Genomic DNA, 21,675 nt, shown 5'->3' on the forward strand with positions numbered 1-21,675 from the left:
AGGACAGAGTATGATTTTGTTCAATACGAATCATGTGAAGGTTTATAATTATATTATTAATCATTTTCTGAAAATCGAGATATATAATGATGATAGTGACGGAGATATTGGGGATAAACTTGAGATTATTTTACCTAAGTATTTGTTCAGAGAACAATATCAAAAATGCAAAGTCATCTTTGAGGAATTGTTAATATGGACAGAAGATAATTTTTATCATAATATGAGTGCTTTTCACGAGTTAGCATTGTATGCATTTCTTGAATATCTATCAGATATGAGGGGGGGAAATGAACAATTTTGATAATATATTTTTTGATGATAAATCCCACTCATTAATTAACGATGCTAGTTTGTTAGATTTTAATGAAATCAAGGAATATGATGATTTTAAAGATATAACATTAGAAGTTTGTAGGGATGTTTACTATGATATTTTTAGATATTCTGATCATTTATTTGAAGATACAGATTTTTTGTTGATTGATAAATTATATAATAATCGTAAGCTTGGTAACATTAATCTTGAAGAAAATTTAGGTATTAATATTGACTATTATTTTGATATATTACCGTTAGATATTCAAAAGCAATATACAACAAGCCATATTACGCTGTCAGGTGAAGTTTATGAAATGCTAAATTATATTGCACATAGATTGAATTACGGAAATTTATATAAGTTATTTTGGGAAGATGATACTCCCGTAAAAGAAGAGCGCATACAATTAATTCTAGAAAATATCATGGATGCTTATTTTTATAATCAAGAAATTGATATTACTAGAGAAGCCTTATTAGGAAATGGCAAAGTAGATTTTAAATTGTATAAAAATAAAAAAGAAGATGAGAAAGTATTAATCGAGATAAAAAGAGCTAGTAGTTCATATTTAAAAAAAGGATATGAAAGGCAATTAACAGATTATATGTTGTCTACTAGTTATAAAAATGCATTTTATCTAGTTGCATGTTTTACTGATAGTGAAATGGAGAAAGCTGAGCAATTTATAAGGAATCATGTCTATACCGATACAATACAACTGTATATTAATATTTCCATATTAGATTTACGTAAGCGCAGGACTGCTTCTGTTTCATAAACTGCTGGTTTAAATGAAGTTCTAATGATGTTACGAATCTACGATCTAATTTAAAGTGTCATAGTTGACAAGTGAAGCAGAGTAATCAATAAAGAATCGGGGGAGTTCAGCTGAACTAAAAAAAATATGTTTGTTATTACAAAGAGGAGGGTTAACGATGAGAAGTGCTAAAGAAACTGAAAATTTCCCGTATAGTATGAAGACAGTTTGTTATTTTGAGGTGGATGAACAGGGGAACTTATCAAAAGTTTATCACAAAAATAAATCAGACTTACAGAAACTTTTGGAGGTCTATCATAGGGTTAACAATAACAAAACCAAATTGTATGCGGTGTGGCCAGGTAGTTGGAGTAGTGACTTGTTTATTATTGATGACCTTGATGCTTTTGCACAGGCATTTAACTTGGTTAATCTATAAGACATTTGTCCACACCCTCCCATTAGACTCAACAACTAGTAACTTGTAGACAAAAGGAAGTTCGGATGCTTGAAGGGTTTCTAGTTGTGAAATAGCTTGGTTTTGTGGATATGTTCACAACATATGGTGTCAGTTAAGAGAATGAAAAAATTTCAATTATACATACGGAGGTCATACAGTTTGAGTACTCACTACTATTTCAGTTGGTTTAATGATTTTTTTCCAGAGAAGCTGGTCGAACGGTTGCAAGGGATATTACAGATAGAAAATCGCTTGTTATGATTAGCGCTCAGCCGTCTGATTACGAAGGAGAGCAAGTGAACTTTGAGGATATTTCAGAATGGACTTGGTTAACTCAGGCCAACCTTATTTTTGATAAATATCATTTTATTGATTATCGCGTGCAGAAGGAAAAGGCTCGGCAATTGATTCGGAACGCTTCTGTCATTTTTTTATGTGGTGGAGATCCTGTTCAGCAACACGAGTTTCTGGAGGAATATGAAATATCCGTAGTTATCAAGAGCAGCAATGCCGTTATCATCGGTGCAAGTGCGGGTGCATTAAATATGTCTGCAAAATGGTTATCTTCGAATAACAAGATCCCTGAGGTTGAATCAAGCACGATTTATGAGGGGTTAAGCTTTAATCCTTTTTCCTATGAATCTCATGCTAGACGCGACTACGATACGTTTGTTGAAGGATACCTGTTCTCCTTATCTGAAGAAATTGAAGTTTATGCAGCAGAACAGGAGAGCGCAATACGTGTAAAGGACGGCAAAATAGATATCATGGGTCCTGTGTATTTAATCTCCGAATCCAAGATTCAGAAACTAATTGAGACACTCTGATTACAATATGTTTTGTGAACAGCTGCAGAGAATGAACATTTTTAGACCGCTCTCAATGGCGGTTTTTCTATGCTTGGCTGATTTCGGCTACTCGAATTTTATAAGTTGAATTATTGATCGAGACACACTTGTAAAAGTAATTGCCGAAGGCACTTACTCAGCAGACTACAAATTGATTAAAGAACATGAAATGCCGTCGAAATAAGCGCTAAAAAAGACACTGATGATGCTCTGTGCATCATTAAATAACAAAGCCCAAACGTTACCATTTATTGTGATAGCTTTTTTGACCTTAATGTAACCATCAACGTATTCAAAACTATTCCTATATATAGATAGCGTCAACAATCTCATTACTTTAGCTTGAGATCGAATGGATTCTTCCCCTAAGATTATCGGTATAGGCCAGATTTCCATCCGTCGTAATTACGGCAGCTTCGATATCCTTCATATTATTTACTTTATGAATAATGGAGACAGCGTCGCACCCAAACAATTCTGTAGTATATATATCACAGTCGAGCGATCGCTCCGCAATAATCGTTAACGAAGCGATATTACTTTCGATTGGGTAACCTGTTCTGCTGTTAAATATATGATGGTACTGACTCCCTTCCTTTTCTAAAACTCTCTCGTATATTCCTGATGTAACAACGGATTGCTCGCGTATACTAACGAGTGCTGCTGCATTTCCTCTAGGTAAAAAGGGATTTTGGATTCCAACTTTCCAATGACTGGACCCAGTGGGAGAATCGCCATGAACCAGAACATTGCCGCCCATATCGACCATAGCTGATGCAGCTCCGTTTTTCTTGAAGAATGACATAACTTGATCAGCAAAATAACCTTTAGCAATCGCTCCAAGGTCGATCTCCATGCCTTTTTTGAATAAATGAACCGTATGCTGCTCATCGTCAAGCTGTATATGCTCCGGATTCAAGAGCTCCAGCACCGCTTTAATCTCTGTATCCTCCGGCACATGTGCCTCGCGGAAACCAATTTTCCACAATTTGATCAAAGGCCCTATTGCAATATTTAAAAATGAATCTTTATTCAGGCTGTGTTCTTTGCCTATCTTAATAAGATCATACAGTTCCTTGTCTACTTTAAGCGGATGTGATGCGGCTTCTTTTTTTAGCATGGCAAGCTGCGAGTACTCACTGTTGGCACTAAACACTTGTTCATAACGGACGAGCATATTCACGGCTTCATCGGCAAGCTCTTCAGCATCTCCCCCCTCGATATAGAGGGATATGTTTGTTCCCATGAGCGGTATCGTTCTCGTAAAAGATTTCATGATAGCCTCCTATATTGCACATTGTTGTCCGTGATTGAGAAAAGTATGGATGAGGTCATGATCCACGCTATTCAGCTTTTTTTCTCCATGATGGGCTATAAAATAATCCAGACTCATCTTCTCTATAGGGATAGGATAGATGTTGTATTCCGAAGGGCACTCCTTGATATGAATACTTTCAGGCACAAAGGTCAGACCTAAATTATGCTTTGCCAGCTTCAGTACCGTATAGATTTCTTTGCTCTCCATCACGATATTAGGCTGTATCTTGTAAACACTGAGCAATTGATCAATCTGTTTTCGGATTGCCGAACCCTTGGACGTTAGAATAAGCTTTTGATTCAAAATGGTGCTGATCTCAATCGTGCCCTCCGGAATGATTGCAACATTCTCTTGATATAATTCGCAGCAACGCGGAATAATGGCCTGGTAACTGTGCTTGCCCCAGTTAAACGAGTTCAAGTTAGGGGAGATACTGCTTGAATTTTGCCCAATCCAGAAGTCCAGTTCATTATTTTGGAGACGTTTCTCATTTTTTTCAGGTAAATCCTCGACAAGATTAATTTTATAAGCAGGATGAAGTTCCAGAAAATCTGGTAAAAAAAGGGGCGTTAAGTACGCACCAAGGCTCGGAAGAATGCCGATCCGTAACACTTTATTGCCCATATCCGATACATAAGAGATTTCCCTTATAAGCTTGGCGTAGCTATGTTCGAGTGACGTTAGGTATTGATAGTATATTTTCCCCTGCTCGGTTAATCGGTACGGAAGTTTGTTGCGAGTGATTAGCTCACAGCCCAACTCACTTTCGATTTTCTTGATAACCTTTGTGAGGTAGGGCTGAGATATGTAAAGGGACTGGGCAGCCCTGCTATAGTTACTGTATTTCAATAGGCTGTCAATGTAACACAAGATATCTTGAGATTCTAACTTAGACATGTCCCTCACCCTTTGTGAAAAAAGTAACAAACTTTGAATTTGAGGTGATTATAACAAATTAGTTATCAAACTGCAATGAATAACTATTAGATCATTTGAGCTTTGAATGTTAGAGTTATGCCGAAAGAACGAGTCTGACATTTACGAACATCATCTCGAATGACAGAAGGGGGATTACGATGAATTATTTAGCTATCGTGGGCACGAATTCGGATGTATCTACAAACCGGACGCTACTTCAATTTATGCAAAAGTATTTTGCTAGTGAAGCCCAGATTGACTTGTTTGAAATTAAGGATTTGCCTGCTTTTATTGAAAAAGATGAATTAGAGGATGCTGAAGTTGATATTCCTGTGAAGGTACAAGACTTATTGGATCAAATCTCTAAAGCGGAAGGTGTCATTATGGCTACTCCTGAGTATGACCATGCGATTCCTGCCGTTCTGAAAAGTGCACTGGAATGGATCAGTTATACCACTCAAACCTTGAAAGACAAGCCGGTTCTGATTGTGGGTGCTTCACATGGTGCACTCGGTTCTTCCAGGGCACAAGCGCACCTTAGACAAATCCTGGATTCGCCTGAGCTTGGTGCGAGAATGATGCCTAGCAGCGAGTTTCTTTTGGGAAAATCACAGAGTGCATTTGATAGTAGTGGTAATCTCATTGACGCTGACAAAGTAGCGGAGCTTGACGAAATCTTCAGGGAGTTTGTTTTGTTTACGGAGATCACTACGGAACTGCTGTCAAAACGAACGTTGAAGAAAAAAACGAAAAAATTTTCCTGGCAAGAGTAGGGGGCTAATCACAATGAAAATCATAGCGATCGTAGGCACAAATGCAAAGAAATCGTATAATCGCAAGCTGCTTCAATTCATACAAAAGCATTTTGAGTCCAGAGCAGCCATTGAAATCCTCGATATTACAGATGTTCCGATGTTTAATCAGTCCGATAACCAAACAAACAGTGCAATTTTACAATCGTTTAATGAAAAAATTATGGCAAGTGATGGTGTCATTATTGCGACTCCAGAATATAACCATTCCATCCCTTCATCCCTTAAAAGCCTGCTTGAATGGTTGAGCTTTGAAATCCATCCGCTGGCTGGTAAACCCGTGATGATCATTGGTGCGTCACAGGGAACACAAGGTTCCTCGCGTGCACAGCTACATCTTCGTCAAATCCTGGATGCACCGGGTGTCGAAGCTAATGTGATGCCAGGGTATGAGTTTTTGCTTGGAAGTGCACATAAAGCATTTGACGAATCAGGTAACCTGAACAATGAAGGAACGATCGATTTCCTGGAAACATGTTTCCTGCGGTTCCTTCGGTTTGCCAAAATTTCAAATCAGCTCAACGAAGAAGAGGAGTTTACCTATAGACCCGGTGTGTATGAGATCAATGCCATAGGTCACAGTGGCAATCTGCCGATGAAGGTATCCTTTAGTGAAAATAGAATTGAAAGCATCGATATCGATTCGAAGGGTGAAACGGAAGGGATCGCCGATGTTGTTTTTGTAAGAATTCCGAATAAAATCATTGAGGGACAGACGCTGAATGTAGATGCTCTCTCCGGTGCTTCTGAAACCAGTAATGCTGTCATCAATGGTGTAGCCAAAGCGGTTAAGCTTGCCGGAGTTAACCCGGATATTCTGAAAAGACGTCCAAAACCTGCTAGCAGCCAGATGAAAGATGACGAAGAATACACTTGCGATGTGGTCGTTGTAGGTGGAGGTGGCGCAGGACTCAGTGCTGCTGCTACAGCTTTACAACAAGGAGCAAGTGCGATTGTACTTGAGAAATATCCTGCTGTTGGGGGAAATACGATCCGCTCAGGTGGTCCTGTCAATGCTGCAGATCCTGTATGGCAACAACAGTTTAGCGAGAATCCAGGGGAAAGACAGACGATTGAGAATTTATTAAATACCGATGAGAGCTTGATCCATCCAGAATATGTAGATGATTTCCATGCACTCAAAGAAGAGTTTACTGCGTATCAGGAACAGTTCGGCACAGAAAAGGCTTATTTATTCGACTCCCCACTTCTTCACAGAATGCAAACGTATTTTGGGGGCAAACGTACAGACCTGAATGGGAGCATGATCTATGGACAGTACGATCTGGTTAAAGTACTTACAGACCATGCCTTGGAAAGTGTGCAATGGCTTGAGGATATCGGGGTTGAATACGATAAAAGTATCGTATTTGCTCCAGTGGGTGCCCTTTGGCGTCGTGGCCATAAACCTGTCAAAAGTTATGGCTCTGCATTTATCATTGCACTTAGCAAATATGTAGAAGAGCATGCAGGAAAAATTATTACAGATAGCCCGGTCAAACAATTGATCATCGAAGATGGAAAAATAACAGGTGTTATCGCAACAGGTGTCAATGGTCAGAAAATCACCATTCATGCCAAAGCAGTTGTGCTTGCCAGTGGCGGTTTTGGTGCAAATACACAGATGCTCAAGGAATATAACACGTACTGGAGCCATATTGACGATGATATCAAAACAACAAATTCCTATGCGATGACGGGTGATGGAATATCGCTTGGTAAGAGTGCAGGAGCAGCGCTGACAGGCATGGGCTTCACTCAAATGATGCCGGTAGCCGATCCGGATACGGGCGAACTCTTCAGTGGACTGCAAGTACCGCCTGAAAACTTTGTCATTGTTAATAAAAAGGGAGAACGATTTGTTAATGAATTCTCTGGACGAGATGTCTTAACGAAAGCAGCTATCGAGCAGGGAAGTTTATTTTACCTGATTGCGGATGACGAGATCAAAAAAACGGCAGCAAACACAAGCCAGGAAAAGATAGACCGTCAAGTCGAAGCAGGTACCTTGTTCAGAGCCGATACCATAGAAGAACTGGCAGTGAAAATCAATATGGAACCTGAAGTTCTTAGAAATACGATTGATAAGTATAACTCATATGTGGATGCGGGCTTTGATCCCGAGTTCCATAAGGATACGTTTAGCTTAAAAGTCGAGAAGTCTCCATTCTATGCCACACCTAGAAAACCGGCAGTTCACCATACCATGGGCGGAATTAAGATCGACACCCAAACCCGCGTATTGGATGAAAACGGTCAGCCGATTGCACATCTGTATGCGGCTGGAGAAGTTGCAGGAGGTATACATGCAGGCAACCGTTTAGGCGGTAATGCCTTGACGGACATCTTTACTTTTGGACGAATCGCAGGTAAGACGGCTGTGGAAGAAATGAACAAATGAAAAAAAATGTATTTAATATAGCTTCCTCCAAGTATAATATGCTCTCATATTTTAGTAAAACCCGCTTAACACAAGGATTTTCGAGTGTACAGCGGGTTTTTTCGATGTGAAAATGGTTTGGTTTTGTGGTCGTGGTCACACGAATGTTCTCAGACCCCAAACCAAGCCCGGTGAAGGGCGGATACGCCTTCTGTAATATCCTCAATACTCAATCCACCAAAACCAATCTGAACCATGGATTGCTCCGCTTGAGCTGGTTGCGCCCAAAAGGGGGATACCGGGTAGACCTGGACACCTTCCTTCTCAGCAGTAGCAATCAGCTTGTGTTCATCCATACCGTTATGTACACGCAATAAAATATGAAGTCCTGCATCCTCACCAATGATGGTAACTTGAGCACCCATCATCTTCTGAATCATTGAAATGAGTGTGAATTGCTTCTGTCGATATACCTTCCTCATCTTACGAATATGGGATTCCCAATGTCCATTACTCATAAACAGTTCTAAGGTGTTCTGCTGAAAATGAGAGACTGTTTGATCATATAATCGGTAGTCTTGTTTACGGTGTAGCTCTAACATGGTCTGTGGTAAAACCATATACGCAATTCGTAATGAAGGAAGAAGGCACTTTGAAAATGTCCCTAGGTAAACGGTTCGCTGTTGAGTATCTAGGCTTTGCAGGGAAGGTATCGGTTTGCCGACATATCTGAACTCACTATCATAATCGTCCTCAATAATGATCCCATTCTGATCTGTTGCCCATTTCAGTAATTGCATTCTCTTGGCCAGCGGCATGACCATTCCATAGGGGAACTGATGTGACGGTGTAATGTAGACGATGCGGGATTTGCTTTCATATAACTTATGGATATGAAGTCCATCTGCTTCCAGCGGAATCGGGTGAATGTTTAGACCTTTATGTTGAAAAACCGTCCGAACACCGTCATATCCAGGGTCTTCCATCGCGATACCATGACTAACATCACTTAGTAATCCAGATAACACACCGAGCAGGTATTGAACACCAGCTCCAATTATAATTTGATCAGGTGAACAATTTACTCCCCTAGAGCTGTGCAGGTAATTTGCAATTTCAGATCGAAGTCCCGGTTCTCCAAGAGGATCGCCATAAGAGAACAACTTCATTTGGTTCTGGAGCAAGCTCTGATTGGATAACTTGCGCCAAGTGGCAAATGGAAAATGCTCAGCATCTACGTCACCATAACGAAAATTGTATCGAATCTCTGGGCTATCCTGAATACTATTTTCCAACCACTCCTTACTCACTACATGGGACAAGGGCAATGTTTCCAGCTTCAAATCCATTATGTATAAGCCACTTCTAGGTCTGCTCTGGACATAACCTTCGGCTAATAACTGTTGATACGCCATATCCACTGTATTACGGCTAATGTGGAGGTGGCTGGATAGTGAGCGAATAGAGGGAAGTCGAGAATCGGCTGGTAACTTTCCGTTCAAAATATCTTTTTTAATATAGTTATAAAGCTGAGCGTATAACGGATCTCCAGACTCTCTGTTCAACAATAATGTCAAATCAATCATGTTAATCCTCCTCGTTGCCAAAACTGACCCTGTTATTTTGTTGAGAGTTGTCACTACTTATGGGGTCAATCGATGGTTACAATTATATCAGTTCCGGTCGAATTGAAAAGATATCAGTACACTGGATTACCATTGTTTTAGGAGGAGAAGGAATGAACAAACCTATAGATGTTATGGAACGAATAGAAAATCCGTCAACACAAGCGGTGGAAAACTTCAATCAACACCCTGGTTTCCGCCGTATGTTTGCGCCAGACCAATTAACAATAGGGCTGTTTTTACCACTTAAATTTTATAAAGGACACATGGATGTTCTAAAAGGTCAAGCTGACCTCGTGGAAAGCATTGATCAACGCAATTTTGCAGCCGTATGGGTGCGAGATGTCCCTTTATTTGATCCCGGCTTTGGAGATGCTGGACAAGTATTTGACCCATTTGTCTATCTAGCCTATCTTGCTGCAAGAACCAAAAACGTCTCCCTAGTAACAGGAAGCGCGATCTTCACGCTTCGCCATCCGATTGATTTAGCCAAGGCAGCTGCATCCATTGATGTACTCTCGGGCGGACGACTTGTGTTAGGGATTGCTTCTGGCGACCGACCTGCTGAGTTTCCGGCATATGGGATAGATGGGGAGCATCGTGATGTGCGATTCCGGGAGACGGTGGAGTTTTTTCGTGAGCTTATACAGGATAGAACTGGCGCAATTCAATCTTCTCTTGGTCAATTGAAAGGGCTTGAATTGCTCCCGAAACCAGCAGCTGGTGGTATTCCGCTCGTTGTGACAGGCTCAAGCAGGCAGTCTTTAGATTGGATTGCGAAGAACAGTGACGGCTGGCTCACGTATCCCGAAGCAACGGCAAACGAATCCGGTCCTCAGATGCTTGGCCATAAGATTAGTGCTTGGCGTGAAAAAATACCTAATGGCATGTTTAAGCCACATATGACCAACGAATGGATTGATCTGGTGGAAGATGTCAATTATCCTCGAACACCGCTTCGTGGCGGGTACATATTACGTACAGGTCGGGCAGGTTTGATTCAGCTTTTGGAGGAATGGCGATCAGTCGGCGTTAATCATGCTGCACTAGGCATTCATTTTTCGAGTCGGCCTCCTGCTGAGGTGATTCAGGAGTTGGCAGAGGAAGTATTGCCGCTCTTTCCCACCCATGTGGGTCCGAAGCCGTTGTTTACAGGGTGGTAGAGCATAAAATTATTGCCTGATGACACAGATGGCTTTTCTCCGCATTTCTGTTAACGATCAGAAGAGGATCGATCCGCTGACAGCGGTAAGGTCAGGGGTTTGATCCCCTAGGTACCATAACGAAAAAGACGTCATTACGAAATATATTATGGCGTTTTTTTCGTTATGGATTGTTCAGGTAGCGAATGCGTAGCTTAGTCCGCGTGCGTGCATGAAGCTGTAAATCGACTCGATACAGCAGATCAGGGATGATGCCAAAGGTATGACATACTTTTATGTAAACGCTTTAATTAAATATAGACAACGGATGCCGACGGTGATAATATTGTTTCTATAAGAAACTATATTGTTCTTATCAAATATAATTATAAGGACTTTATTCTTAAGTACACGAATAACGCCATGTACTAAAGAATTTTAATTGTTTGGTGCTTGAGCGTAACGAGAGGGATGGGAAATATTATGAGTATAATTGAAACAACAATCGAATCTTTTGACGGTACTCGGCTATATTCTAGTAAAAATTTAGTTAGTGATGCGAAGGCAGCCGTAGTCATTGTTCATGGACTATGTGAGCATGCAGGTCGCTACGATTATGTGACGGAACAACTAAATAAACGTGGTTTTAATGTATATCGCTTTGACCATCGTGGTCATGCCAGATCCGAGGGACAGCGTACGTTTTATAAAGAGTTTGATCATCTTATTGAAGATGTTCATGTCATTGTCGAGGCGGCACTGCAAGAGAGCGGTGATCTTCCGCTGTTTGTCATCGGACATAGTATGGGCGGTTTTGCAACCTCGTCCTTTGGAACGAAATATCCAGGCAAGGTCAAAGGCATCGTACTATCCGGAGCGCTCACTCGTTACAATACAAAAGTTGCTGGAGAACTGCCGATGGAACTTCCTACAGGCACGTATTTCCCTAATGAGCTGGGCAGCGGCGTATGTAGTGATCCCGCAGTTGTATCCGCTTACGCGAATGACCCACTGGTTGAAAAACAGATCTCTGTAGATTTATTTAACAGCTTGGGAAATGGCATAACATGGCTGAAGGAGAACGCCAAGCAGTTTACAGATCCCGTACTTGTTCTGCATGGAGCTAACGATGGACTGGTCAGCGAAAAGGATTCCCGTGACTTTTACGGCGATATCGCTTCAACGGATAAAACACTCAAAATTTATGCTCATCTGATGCATGAGATCTTTAATGAACCGACTCGTGATGATGTGATTGAAGAAGCAATTACATGGATTGAAAAACGGATTTGATTTCAGTAGAGTAAGAGAGAGAATCTGAATATGAAAGGGATTACGCATGAAATTAGATTGGATGGGCAACCATCGGGAACTGATTGAGAAAATTATCAAATACGGTAATGCGTACTCAAACACTTACAAGTTGCAGCGAAGCTATGGTACAGACATGATGTTCTCGGCTTCACAGATTCAGACGCTGGAATACATTCTGGAAGCCGAGGACAAGGAAGAGAAGATGTCGGAGATGGCCGCACGCCTGGGCGTAAGCCGCAGTACATTTTCCAAGAACGTGAAGAATCTGACGGAAAAAGGGCTGCTCGAAAAATTTCATTTAAGCGGTAACCGCAAAGACATATACGTCAAACCTTCGGAGAAAGGTCGCGAGGTATATGTGAAGTATACCGAATTTGTAAGGGAACTTTGTTTTGATGAGATTTTCAAGTATGCAGATCAGATTTCAGAAGCGGATAAGCAGAACTTTGTTCGCATCATGGATCTGTTTGCCGACGTGCTTGTCTGGTATGGTGAAAAAGAACAGGAAGCGCGCAAGTTGATCAGAATTGATTCCTCTGAAACGTGAACCTTGAAATTAAGGGCACCAGCCCATTCCCTCCGCGAATGTCCGTCATACAGTATAAAGTGCTTGATGTAGCAGAGGCTGTAGGACAATTATTCAGCAGGGAGTGGGACGTGTGAAATCATCAACAAAGCTTACCGGACGGGTTATTTACAAAGGTGATCCAGGATATGAAGCGGCGCGTAAGAACTGGGACCCGCATACGGACAGATTTCCCAAAGTTTTTGTTTTTGCCCAACGGACGAAGGATGTATCCAACGCTATCCGATGGGCTCGTGAGAATAATGTTCCGATTCGTCCGCGGAGTGGCAGACACGCGCTGGAAGTGAATCTTTCCCAAGTGAATGGCGGTATCGTGATTGATGTGAGTGATCTGAATTCCATCAAACTTGATAAAAAAAATGGAACGGTTGTTGTTGGAACAGGAAACCGAGTGGGAAGAATTGCGAATACCCTTGCCAAGCAAGGTTTCATAGCTCCTTTTGGTGACAGCCCTACTGTAGGGATCGGTGGAATTACATTAGGTGGGGGAATTGGGCCTCTCCAGCGTACGATCGGTCTCATCAGTGATAACCTGCTTGAGGTAGAGATGGTGGACGCCAAAGGAAAAGTGATTCGGGCCAATAAAAATCGTAATTCAGATCTCTTTTGGGCCTCGCGGGGAGGAGGCGGTGGTAACTTCGGAGTATACACCCGCTACAAATTCAAAGTGCGCCGTGCTCCAGCGAAGGCTACTGTATTTAAAATCACCTGGCCATGGTCTCAATTCGAAGAGGTACTTAAAGTATGGCAGAGGTGGGCTCCCTCAGTTGATACGAGACTGGGCAGCGAGTTGTCCATCGGACCGAAAAAGGGTGGCAACGTCCTTATGGAAGGGCTGTTCTTAGGCTCTAAAACAGAAGCTCTCCGTTTATTACAGCCAATTACGAGTGTTGGCAAACCGACGAGCTCCGTTGTTCGTTTGTTACCTTACACGGAAGTTGTAAAGTTTTTATTGCTTCCTGATCCGATCGAAACTCAAAGGTACAGTAACCAGTTCTCGTCCGGTTTTGGACGAAAACCATTCCCCGACAAAGCCATCAAATCGATGCGATCATTTTTGGAGAACTTGGAAGAGGGACCAGGCGGATTCTATTTCCTCAACTGGGGCGGAGCAGTAAGTCGCAAATCACCTAGATCAACCGCCTTCTTCTGGCGTAAAGAGAAGTTCTATGTGGAATGGACCAGTACGTGGCTCAAACCATCCCATGCCGCCAAAAATATCGCACTCGCTCGTAATACTCGCAAGAAATTGCAACCATACATTGTGGGTTCCTATATCAACGTTCCAGACCAAGGGATCAAGAATTCCGGTCCAGTGTACTATGGAGCCAACTATGCCAGACTGCGGAGAGTCAAAGCTAAGTATGACCCGAAAAATGTGTTTAACAATCCGCAAAGTATCACTCCGGCTCGGATAGTGTAGTCCATGTTCACTTGTTCAATGCCTCTTCAATGAAGTGAAGAAAACACGCCTTAATTGGCGTGTTTTTTTGTTGAAGTTAACTTATTTTCAAAAGGAAACTAAAAAGCTGCCCTCGGTCATATGACCAAGAGCAGCTTTTTCACATGCAAAATACGCATGGCAGTTAATGAGCTATTAAGCTTTAACTTGTTCTCCAGCAAATACTTCAACGTTCATTGGAGCGGCCATGAATGCTGCTGCTTGTTGAACAAAAGCTTGGAAATGTGCGCTTGTGTTGTGGGATGCTGTAGCAGCTTCATCTTTCCACAGTTCGATCATCGTGTATTGTTGTTCGCGTTCTGTGCTTTTTGCCAAATCGTAGCTGATGTTACCTTCTTCTTGACGTGTAGCAGCAATCAGTTCTTTAGCTGCAGCCAGAAAAGCTTGTTCTTGAGCCGCTTGAATTTGCAGATGTGCGTGAATGATAATCATAATAGTTAACCTCCATAGTGTGTTTGAAATTTGTTAGTAATATAAACCTATTGGAACAATATAATCATGACTTACAGGGATACACTCACTGTTATTACGCCCAAGTTGTGATGGTTTCTACTGGCAAGCGATAGGAAGGATGACCTTCTTTGGCCGATTTACCGATCGAGATCAACATAACTGGTTGATAACGCTCTTTGTCCATGCCGAACGCTTCTGCGATTTGATCTTTCTCATAACCACCAATTGGGTTGGTGTCATAACCATGAGCACGTGCAGCAAGCATCAATTGCATGGAAGCAAGACCAGCATCGATCAGGTTAACGTCGCGAAGATCGGAAGCAGCCATCTTTTCGTAATAAGGCATTACGGTTTTGAGCTGCATATCCTTAATGTCTTGTGGCATGTAACCAAGTTCTACAGCTTTACCAAAAATCTCATCCATGTATTCAACGTTGTTCATGTCAATGAATACGCCAATAACTGCGGAGGAAGTCAACACTTGATTTTGATTAAATCTTGCAAGTGGTGCAAGCTTTTCTTTACCTTCAGCCGTATCAACAACCAGAAAACGCCAAGGCTGCAAATTGATTGAAGATGGTGCACGGGAAGCTTCTGACAGAATTTCAGTCATTTCTTCACGGCTGATTTTCACTTCAGGATCGTAAAGTTTAACAGAACGGCGACCGTAGGTAATTTCGTTAAAATCATTGGTTTTTTGGAATTTGCTTTGAATTGTACTCATGAATGGATCTCTCCTCTATATATGGGTTTAGAAATTGTTTTGCATACGTTCCAGGAAATCGGCGAGTGACTGAACTTCGTCTTCACTGAAATCCTGTAAAATCTGGTTGATAAAATTGGTCTTCTCTGCTTTGTAACCTTCAATCTGCTTCCGACCGTGGTCCGTCAGACGAACAAAAGTGACCCGATTATCATCGGGATTCTTACGTCTTGTAACCATCAGGTCCGCCTCAAGCTGTTTCAAGTGGCGTGTAATCGCAGCACTATCAATGTTAATGATTTTCTGCAGCATGGATTGGTTAATCTCATCGACCTGATCCAGCTCATGCAGAATTTCAAAGCGAGAGGAACTGATACCTGTACAGCGTTCGAACTTGGGACTGAGTTTGTTACCCAACACGTTCAACAGATTGATGATTTGTTCTTCTTTGGAAACAATACGTGTCATGACTAGACCTCCCGGGTGAATCTGAATCATGAACAACGGCGTATGTTAACCAATGATTAATGTTGCAGTATACAATGCCATTGCCTAATGATTATTTGGATGCTCTCGAATCATTGATGTATCAATATTTGATGCGTCAATCATTGATGGCTCAATTAATATATCATGCCTTTTATGATTTTGCAACAGGTTAGAAAATGTTGCTGATGCTGGCGTTATTATCCCGCTACGTATACATTGCAGTCCGTATATGTTGTCCAAATGGATAAGTTAATATAGATTGTGCATGTTATTGAGAATTGTTATCAATTAATTTATAATAAAATGAAATGTACATAATGAGCGAAAATTACAGGCTCTTCATAAAGAGCAGCAAGAAGGTATGTCGATGTAATATGGCGGGAGGGAAAGTGCAGCGGATATGAATTTGAATGATCACATCAGGTTGTGGAATCATGTTTTTGTCAAAATACTGGATGTACGCCAAAACGCTTTGCATCCTGGGGAGAAGTTGAAGAATTATCAACTACCAGCAAGTACCTATCTATATATCACCGACGGAAGTGCACGGATACGAATGGATCAACACAGATACATCGTGGAGGGATTCCACATCATTCATGGAGGCAAGCAGGCGTATTTAAACATGGAGACGGATTCGGGCGTGGCGTATTATATGATTTTGTACAAAGCCATTCTAGCCTTGCCCTGTGGGATGGAAATTCAGTATCTGATGGACCATGAACGTCCGTTTCAGGACCAATATGCACTTGTACCAACCCGTCCGCTACACATGTATCAGTGTATGGAGGAATTGAAGCAGGAGTGGGAGCAGTCTACTAAGCTTGCAAAGTTACATGCCAAAACCTTATTTCATCAATGGGTATATCTTTTATTGACAGACTTACACGAACAATCCATTCAGCCACATAAACCGGATACGGTCACACAGGCTATTGAATATATGAATACTCATCTCCATGAGCCCATAGCTCTTGACGTAATGGCAGAAGCAATGGAATGCAGTGTGGGGCACTTGTCGAGGCTGTTCAAACAAAAGTTAAACATCAGTCCCATCCAGTATCTTGGACAGATTCGAATGGAGAGGGCCGCACATCTTCTGGTGCATACCAGTGCTACGCTGCAACAGATTGCAGAACAGATCGGCTATCCGGATGCGCATTCGCTGAGTCGTACTTTCAAAAAGATCAAAGGACTCTCTCCAATTCGCTACAAAAAAGGAGTAAGCCAACGGTTAAACAAGTCGAAACACCCATTGGTATTGAACAACAAGCAAGATTTGCCCAGTGTAATGCAAGAAAATGCCCTTCATTCGTTACATTCCCATCTATATAATGATATTGATTATCAATATCAAAAGAATGTTGGAGGGGAATTAATAATGCAAGGAAAATTCAAAATGACAGCACTAAGCATGATGTTGTGTTTCACGTTATTGCTCACGGCCTGTTCCAGTTCAGCACCGTCTGCAAGTGGTACGCAAACTGAGACCAATACGGCTACTACACAATCGGGTAACCAGGCAACGGAGGCAGGGAAATCGACTGCACAGCCGGAGACGCGGACCGTCTCTACAATGAGGGGAGATGTGGTAATCCCGGCCAATCCGCAGCGTGTTGCTTCAGATCAATATATGGGGTACCTGCTGAAACTGGGCATTGTACCGGTTGGTGTAAGAACATTTATGCTGAACGAAGGATGGATTGAAAAGTCTGGCATTGCTGCTGATGTTATAGCGGGTATTGAGGATTTGGGAGGAGAGTTCCCAATGAATCTGGAGAAGTTAGTGTCACTTGAGCCGGATCTCATCATCGGTTCCATTGATAAAAATATTGAGGATTACGAAAAAATTGCAACGACCGTCTTTTTACCTTATTGGGAAGGCGATAAAACTTCTGGTCCACTGGAAAAGCTGCGCCGGATTGCTGGTGTTTTTGGAAAAGAGAAGGAAGCAGAGCAATGGATCACGACATATGAAGAGAATATCGAAGAGACTAAGAAGCAGATTGATGGTGTAATTAAAGAAGGCGAGACCGTATCCATCATACAAATAGGGTACAAAGCGTTGTATGTACTTGGTGCAGAAGGCGGGAACTATGGTAGTTCCACGATCTATGAGATGCTGAAACTGCCTCCAACTCAGCAAGCACTCGAAATGAAGGATGGATTCGAGACGATCTCCCTTGAAGTACTGCCTGAGTATATGGGAGATCATATCTTCTTATATGGTTCGGGTAGTGAGGACGCCAAAGAGATCCTGAACAGCGAGGTTTGGAAACGTCTGCCTGCTGTGCAGAAAGGACAAGTCTACGCCTATGGTTCCTTGGATGGTACAGAGGATGAGTTCGTCATGGAAGATCCCTATTCACTGGAGTTGCAGTTGGATAGTATAAAGAATCTACTATTGGGAGCTGAAAAATAGAGTGTAATCAGTTCACATAGAATCGGATCAGAACAGGGAGGGAACGTGAGCATGGAGGAAAATGATTGGATCAAACAACTGGAGCGACTACATTTCTCTGCTGTCCACGTCTGCCATTACTCTAGCAATCCGGGGGCTGTTCATCATCGGATCTGGAAAAGGTTCGCCATTTGCAGGGTCATCGCTGGCAAGGGATCTTTGTCTATGGATAACATTGTACATACGATATCTCAAGACGAGTGGTTTTTGTTGAAGCCAGGAATGCATGTGGAGTTTCAGACGGATATGGAAGCACCTGTCCGATATCAGATCATTTTATTTTCCTGTGTTATACTTACCCGGCGTAAGAATGCTTGGGATACCGAGGCATTGGATCTCCCTGTGACGGGCAAACTTAATGTTCCTTCCAATACACGTGATATTCAGGAGATGATGGATACCCTGATGAGTGGAAAACACTCGTTTACGAGTCTGGAAAAGACGCGTATGAAACATCTTTTGCATCAGTTGTTGATTAAGTTAATGATGCACGTGAATGAAGCAACACCCCCTGTAGCGGGGATGGATTTGGCACTTGATTATATGACGCATCAGTATATGGAAGACATTCGAATTGATCAGATGGCCCGCATGGCAGGGCTTAGTGTGAATCATTTTATAAGAACATTCAAACGACAATTAAATATGACCCCGATTGAATATATCCTGAAACTACGTATGGCAAAGGCCAAGCAGCTGTTATTTTCTTCAGATAAAATCAAGGAAATTGCGGAGCAAGTGGGTTATAAGGACGAGCACTATTTCAGCAGAGTCTTCAAGAAGAACGAAGGAATCGCCCCAACATTATATATGAAAAATAAAGTGAATCGCATTGCCACCTTATATTACGGGTTGGACGATTATGTGATAACGCTCGGTTTGAGGCCAGTATCCGCTTTATCCTATGGTCAGAGGGTAGCTCGTCATGTTGCCATACCTGCGCTTCAAGCACACAGTCATCAGGGACTTATTCTAGATAGCTTCAATCAGAACTATGATGATTTGAGGCGAGTCCAACCGGACCTGATCATTACAAGTGATCGTTTGGAGCCAAATGACTCCCTGCATCGTATCGCGCCTACCACCACGCTGGAGTACACCAACCATTTTGGCGAGAGGCTTCTGTACATGGCGGACATTATGGGCCGCACCGAACAGGCTGTACAGTGGATAGAACAACATGCTGAACTGAGCCGGGTTCTTCGAGGGCGCATTCAATCGAGGTGGGGGAAACAGAGTGCCATGTTCATCCGGGTGACTTCTCATTTCTACCGAATGTATGGATTGAATAACCAGACAGGGGCCCTGTTGTATGATGATCTGGGATTTTATTTGCCTCGTGATTTTCCGGAACAACAGTGGGCTGTAGAGAGCAAAGTTTGCGATTTGCAGTTATACGACGCGGATCATGTGTTTGTAATGGTCGATCCCACAGAAGAGGCACGTGCTCAACTGAGGCAATTGCAGCAATCCAGTGCATGGTTGGCATTAAAGGCTGTTCAAGTAGGCCATGTATATAATGCAGGAGATATTTTCTTCAAAACGCTGGGTCCCACCGGACGCATGTGGGCCATGCGATATGTGGCAGAGCAACTTGGGGTTACCTTACGGTGATATTGTGCAAGAGAAGAGAGTGGAATAATCCATGGTAAGCCTGTATGCTTTTCCCTACTATAGTGATAATGATTATTATTATTAAATAGTAGAGGGGATTTACTACAAATGGTAAGACAGAGAGCAACAACGATGATACTGTTGGCCCTGCTTGTGCTCGTTCTGACGGCATGTAGCAAGGCATCAGAAGTAACAGAAGCAACGCCTCCGCAACAGGATACACCTGTGGAAGAGAGTGGTACACAAAAGATTGAGCATCTTAAAGGAACAGCGGTTGTACCGCAAAAAATAGAGCGTATGGTGGTATTATCTGCTGCTTACATCGATCACATGTTGACGATTGGTGAGAAACCAGCAGGCGTTAATGTAGAAGTTCGTTACGGAGGAGATTATTTGCCTTACTTTGCAGATCAGCTTGCCGGCATTCCAACGGTAGGGTCCGCAGACAGTCCTAACCTGGAGGCTATCCTTCAGATTGATCCGGATGTCATCGTTATTGAGAGTCGAACTGCGGAGAGTACGTATGATCAGTTGGAGAAAATCGCTCCGACGATTGTACTTGGTACTGAATGGCTGGATTATGTTGATGATACAACATATTGGACACAGGATCTGTTGACCATTGCCGGGATGTACAACAAAGTGGATCTGGCAAAAGAAAAGATAGCCGAGGTAGAGCAGCAGGCGAAGCAATTAAAAGCGAAGATCGAAAAACTGGATCAAAAAAAGTTGGCTTATCTGCGTGTAAGAGAGAAGACCTTGCAAATATACGCGGCAAAAGGACATCCAACCAACACACTTTTGTATCATGATCTTGGATTTGTGCCAACGACTTTAACACCTGCCGAACAACGTGAGGACCTGTCCATGGAGAAAATTGCAGATGTGGATGCTGATTTCGTAGTTCTGGAGATTGACCCGAATGCCGATGAGTATGTAAACAACATCAACGCAAGCTCACTCTGGAAGGCAGTACCGGCTGTTGGTGCAGACCAGGTCTATACGACAGATTCGTTCTGGTTGTTTAAGGGCTGGGGAGCAATTGGGCGAAGCGAGATTATCAACGAAGTTGAAGAGATGATTCAATAGATGAGACATTATCCAAGACATGATTATTCAGAGATGTCGGAAGTGTTACAGCAATTTTTTGTGACGACGATCCAAGTGGACTGCGATGATTCCAAGTATCCTTTCCGTGTGAAGGATCTGCTGAATGAAGAGAAACGAAACTTGATATTGCGTGAACAGGCTATGCAGCAAGGGCTTCAATTGGGCGGAAGAGGAAGTGCGGCCGTCGGTACACTTTTTGCCAAACGTTACTCCGTATTCGTGATGTCCGTAATTTCAGCATTCAGTCTATACGATACTATACTTAGCATTGCAGACGATGATGTGCGGTTTGAATTGAATGGTGCAGGTGGCATGCGATATGAGACTCTGCTGGAGAGAACCTTTCTGGAGGGTGGAGATCCTGTTCAGCGCAGGTCAGAGAGTGGCTTGCTCAAGAAGAGAATGCTGTTACATCTGGAACCTGTCCTGCGAGCAGTGGCCGTCGCTACAGGAGCGAGCGATAAGGTCATGTGGTCTCTGGTTGCGCATAATGTTCAACAACTATATGCACGTATAATCAATGATCAGAGCATATGGAAGACAGATGAACGGCTTGCAAAGATTCAAGCAGATCAAAGCCTCTGGCTGGATCGGCAAAACGATAATGCATGTACATTTGCCAATGAGCTACAGCGCTTCGAACATTCCGGGTGGCAGGGACCTCCGTTCCTGATACGCCGATATTGTTGTTTGGCTTATCAGGTTGGAAACGGAAGTCATACACATGGGTATTGTAATAGTTGTCCGAAGCTGGATTCGGAATCCCGATTGCGCAAACTTCTCCAGCAGTGAACGGACACTCTTGTACCGCATGGTGCGAATCTGTTTCAGACAATCCATGTTCTCTTCGGTTTCCAGTGGATAGAATCTATGATTGACAAGCTACACAACCTGCAGCGGC

19 protein-coding genes and 1 pseudogene are annotated in these 21,675 nt (G+C 42.5%); 14 read left to right on the top strand and 6 right to left on the bottom strand.

Annotated features, from left to right (window positions below; genetic code table 11):
• Positions 1 to 10 precede the first annotated feature (10 nt).
• From MKY44_RS08270 to MKY44_RS08285, 4 genes and pseudogenes are all read left to right on the top strand, one after another.
• Complete coding sequence (locus MKY44_RS08270) at positions 11 to 304, top strand: hypothetical protein (protein WP_341006730.1); 294 nt, start codon at positions 11 to 13, stop codon at positions 302 to 304.
• Positions 291 to 1,100 carry a hypothetical protein gene (locus MKY44_RS08275; RefSeq protein ID WP_341006731.1) on the top strand — a complete coding sequence of 270 codons (810 nt, stop codon included), beginning with the start codon at positions 291 to 293 and terminating at the stop codon, positions 1,098 to 1,100. The genes MKY44_RS08270 and MKY44_RS08275 overlap by 14 nt, the downstream gene beginning before the upstream one ends.
• Before the next feature lie 157 nt (positions 1,101 to 1,257).
• Complete coding sequence (locus MKY44_RS08280) at positions 1,258 to 1,518, top strand: hypothetical protein (protein WP_341006732.1); 261 nt, start codon at positions 1,258 to 1,260, stop codon at positions 1,516 to 1,518.
• Positions 1,519 to 1,698: 180 nt separating this feature from the next.
• A pseudogene (locus tag MKY44_RS08285) lies at positions 1,699 to 2,366 on the top strand (Type 1 glutamine amidotransferase-like domain-containing protein).
• A gap of 358 nt (positions 2,367 to 2,724) precedes the next feature.
• Here the strand turns inward: MKY44_RS08285 and MKY44_RS08290 are convergent.
• Positions 2,725 to 3,663 (bottom strand): FAD:protein FMN transferase, encoded by a 939-nt coding sequence (locus tag MKY44_RS08290; RefSeq protein WP_341006733.1) that lies wholly within the window; start codon positions 3,661 to 3,663, stop codon positions 2,725 to 2,727.
• 9 nt (positions 3,664 to 3,672) lie between these two features.
• A complete protein-coding gene (locus MKY44_RS08295) occupies positions 3,673 to 4,602 on the bottom strand; it encodes a LysR family transcriptional regulator (RefSeq protein WP_341006734.1) in 930 nt (309 codons plus the stop codon).
• A 179-nt stretch (positions 4,603 to 4,781) separates the two neighbouring features.
• Between MKY44_RS08295 and MKY44_RS08300 the strand changes: the two genes are divergently transcribed.
• Complete coding sequence (locus tag MKY44_RS08300) at positions 4,782 to 5,396, top strand: NADPH-dependent FMN reductase (RefSeq protein ID WP_341006735.1); 615 nt, start codon at positions 4,782 to 4,784, stop codon at positions 5,394 to 5,396.
• A gap of 13 nt (positions 5,397 to 5,409) precedes the next feature.
• On the top strand, positions 5,410 to 7,836 hold the full coding sequence (locus tag MKY44_RS08305) for a flavocytochrome c (protein ID WP_341006736.1): 2,427 nt from the start codon (positions 5,410 to 5,412) through the stop codon (positions 7,834 to 7,836).
• 149 nt (positions 7,837 to 7,985) lie between these two features.
• Here MKY44_RS08305 and pdxR read toward each other — a convergent pair whose 3' ends face one another.
• Complete coding sequence (gene pdxR / locus MKY44_RS08310; RefSeq protein ID WP_341006737.1) at positions 7,986 to 9,401, bottom strand: MocR-like pyridoxine biosynthesis transcription factor PdxR; 1,416 nt, start codon at positions 9,399 to 9,401, stop codon at positions 7,986 to 7,988.
• Positions 9,402 to 9,553: 152 nt separating this feature from the next.
• On the opposite strand from pdxR, the gene MKY44_RS08315 reads away from it, so the two are divergent.
• The 4 genes from MKY44_RS08315 to MKY44_RS08330 all read left to right on the top strand — a co-directional run bounded on the left by MKY44_RS08315 (position 9,554) and on the right by MKY44_RS08330 (position 13,905).
• A complete protein-coding gene (locus tag MKY44_RS08315; RefSeq protein ID WP_341006738.1) occupies positions 9,554 to 10,603 on the top strand; it encodes an LLM class oxidoreductase in 1,050 nt (349 codons plus the stop codon).
• A 462-nt stretch (positions 10,604 to 11,065) separates the two neighbouring features.
• Positions 11,066 to 11,875, top strand: coding sequence for an alpha/beta hydrolase (locus MKY44_RS08320; RefSeq protein ID WP_341006739.1), 810 nt, complete (start codon positions 11,066 to 11,068; stop codon positions 11,873 to 11,875).
• A gap of 46 nt (positions 11,876 to 11,921) precedes the next feature.
• Positions 11,922 to 12,443, top strand: coding sequence for a MarR family winged helix-turn-helix transcriptional regulator (locus tag MKY44_RS08325; protein WP_341006740.1), 522 nt, complete (start codon positions 11,922 to 11,924; stop codon positions 12,441 to 12,443).
• 112 nt (positions 12,444 to 12,555) lie between these two features.
• Positions 12,556 to 13,905: an FAD-binding oxidoreductase gene (locus tag MKY44_RS08330; protein ID WP_341006741.1), complete on the top strand. Its 1,350-nt coding sequence runs from the start codon at positions 12,556 to 12,558 to the stop codon at positions 13,903 to 13,905.
• 174 nt (positions 13,906 to 14,079) lie between these two features.
• On the opposite strand, the gene MKY44_RS08335 is transcribed toward MKY44_RS08330, so the two are convergent.
• From MKY44_RS08335 to MKY44_RS08345, 3 genes are all read right to left on the bottom strand, one after another.
• On the bottom strand, positions 14,080 to 14,376 hold the full coding sequence (locus MKY44_RS08335) for a putative quinol monooxygenase (protein WP_341006742.1): 297 nt from the start codon (positions 14,374 to 14,376) through the stop codon (positions 14,080 to 14,082).
• A 94-nt stretch (positions 14,377 to 14,470) separates the two neighbouring features.
• Complete coding sequence (locus MKY44_RS08340; RefSeq protein WP_341006743.1) at positions 14,471 to 15,121, bottom strand: nitroreductase family protein; 651 nt, start codon at positions 15,119 to 15,121, stop codon at positions 14,471 to 14,473.
• A gap of 27 nt (positions 15,122 to 15,148) precedes the next feature.
• Positions 15,149 to 15,568 carry a MarR family winged helix-turn-helix transcriptional regulator gene (locus MKY44_RS08345; protein ID WP_036609779.1) on the bottom strand — a complete coding sequence of 140 codons (420 nt, stop codon included), beginning with the start codon at positions 15,566 to 15,568 and terminating at the stop codon, positions 15,149 to 15,151.
• Positions 15,569 to 15,989: 421 nt separating this feature from the next.
• Here MKY44_RS08345 and MKY44_RS08350 point away from each other — a divergent pair, with 421 nt between their 5' ends.
• From MKY44_RS08350 to MKY44_RS08365, 4 genes are all read left to right on the top strand, one after another.
• Complete coding sequence (locus tag MKY44_RS08350) at positions 15,990 to 18,011, top strand: AraC family transcriptional regulator (protein ID WP_341006744.1); 2,022 nt, start codon at positions 15,990 to 15,992, stop codon at positions 18,009 to 18,011.
• A 51-nt stretch (positions 18,012 to 18,062) separates the two neighbouring features.
• Entirely contained in the window at positions 18,063 to 19,664 is a 1,602-nt protein-coding gene (locus MKY44_RS08355; protein WP_341006745.1) for a helix-turn-helix domain-containing protein, read from the top strand.
• Between the two features lie 108 nt (positions 19,665 to 19,772).
• Positions 19,773 to 20,753 (top strand): ABC transporter substrate-binding protein, encoded by a 981-nt coding sequence (locus MKY44_RS08360; protein ID WP_341006746.1) that lies wholly within the window; start codon positions 19,773 to 19,775, stop codon positions 20,751 to 20,753.
• Positions 20,754 to 21,566 (top strand): hypothetical protein, encoded by an 813-nt coding sequence (locus MKY44_RS08365; protein ID WP_341006747.1) that lies wholly within the window; start codon positions 20,754 to 20,756, stop codon positions 21,564 to 21,566.
• Positions 21,567 to 21,675: the final 109 nt, after the last annotated feature.

Source organism: Paenibacillus sp. FSL R7-0026, assembly GCF_038004485.1.
GTDB classification, from domain to species: domain Bacteria; phylum Bacillota; class Bacilli; order Paenibacillales; family Paenibacillaceae; genus Paenibacillus; species Paenibacillus xylanexedens_A.